At 64.9% G+C, this 1347-nt stretch carries 1 protein-coding gene; it reads left to right on the forward strand.

Annotated features, from left to right (window positions below):
* The first annotated feature begins 108 nt into the window (after positions 1 to 108).
* Positions 109 to 1275, forward strand: a complete 1167-nt coding sequence (locus tag ABGB18_RS49290) for a hypothetical protein (protein WP_347702653.1) — start codon at positions 109 to 111, stop codon at positions 1273 to 1275.
* The last annotated feature ends 72 nt before the right edge of the window (positions 1276 to 1347 follow it).

A 1347-nucleotide genomic window follows, 5' to 3' on the forward strand; every position in this document is an offset into this window, starting at 1 on the left:
CGGGGACTGCTTGGGGTCCTGCTGTGGTCCTGCCACCTGCTCCAACCTCTTCCACGGAGTGATCAAACTACCCGCGGTTGATGGGTGTTTCGGACCGGGACTGGTTCATTGACTCTGACGCGGAAGGCCCTGGCCTCCGACCTGACCGCCGAAGGCGACATCGCCGCTCTGTCGTTCTCCTGCGAGCGCGCCGGGACCGTGGGCGATGACATCGACGCCGCGGAGACGATTCTGCTGAAGTCCCTCCGCAGGGCCGCCGACCTGTCGGGATGGCCCGAAGAACTGCTGCCGCCTGACCCCTGGCCGCAGAATCCGGTGAGAACCCAGTTCGGTGAGGCGCTGAGCGCATGGTGCCGGCGCTGCCCGCGCCGGGTGGTGCTGTTCCTGGACGAGATCGACGCCCTGCAGGGCGAGAGCCTGATCAGCATCCTCAGCCAGCTCCGCGACGGTCACAACATACGGCCGGACGGCTATCCGTTCCCTGCGTCGGTGGTGCTGTGCGGGTTGCGCGACGTGCGTGACTACAAGGTCGCCTCCGGCGGCGACCCCGGCCGATCCAGCCCGATCAGCCCATTCAACATCATCGCTGAGTCGCTGCGCCTGGGTGACTTCACTGCCGACCAGATCGCCGAGCTCTACGACCAGCACGCCCGGGCGACTGGCGAAAACTTCACCAAGGACGCGGTGGACCGCGTCTTCGAACTGACCCAGGGACAACCCTGGCTGGTCAACGCCCTCGCCCATGAAATCACCTTCAAGATGAAAGTGACAGGGACGATCGGTGACAGACAGGTGGAGGACGCAAAAGAGCGGCTGATCCGGGCACACGCCACCCACCTGGACTCTCTGGTCGCCCGGCTGCATGAACCCCGGGTCAAGCGAGTGGTCGAACCGATCGTGGCTGGGGAGTACCCCGGCGCCGGCCCCGCCTTGTCCGATGACCTGGCCTACGCCCGCGATCTGGGGCTGATCACGCAGAAACTCCCTCTGGAGATCGCCAACCCGATCTACCGGGAGGTTCTCCTGCGCGTGCTGGGCGACCCATCGGAGCAGTACGTGCGCCCCGATCCGCACAGCTTCGTGCTCCCCGACGGGCGGTTCGACCTGCCACGCCTGCTGGAGGAGTTCGTCGTGTTCTGGCGCGAACACGGCGAAGTCCTCATCCAGCAGGAGGGGTACCACGAGGCCGCGTGCCAGATCATCCTCATGGCCTTCCTGCACCGTGGACCGCCCCGGGAATCTTGGAGGCTACGATTCCTGCGAACTTGCGAATGACATAGCAGATTCCTGCGCCTTAAAGAAGGCGCCTTCGTACTCCTTCGGCGGAATATTTCCACAGAACGAGTG

The organism is Nonomuraea sp. B12E4 (assembly GCF_039871825.1).
GTDB lineage: Bacteria > Actinomycetota > Actinomycetes > Streptosporangiales > Streptosporangiaceae > Nonomuraea.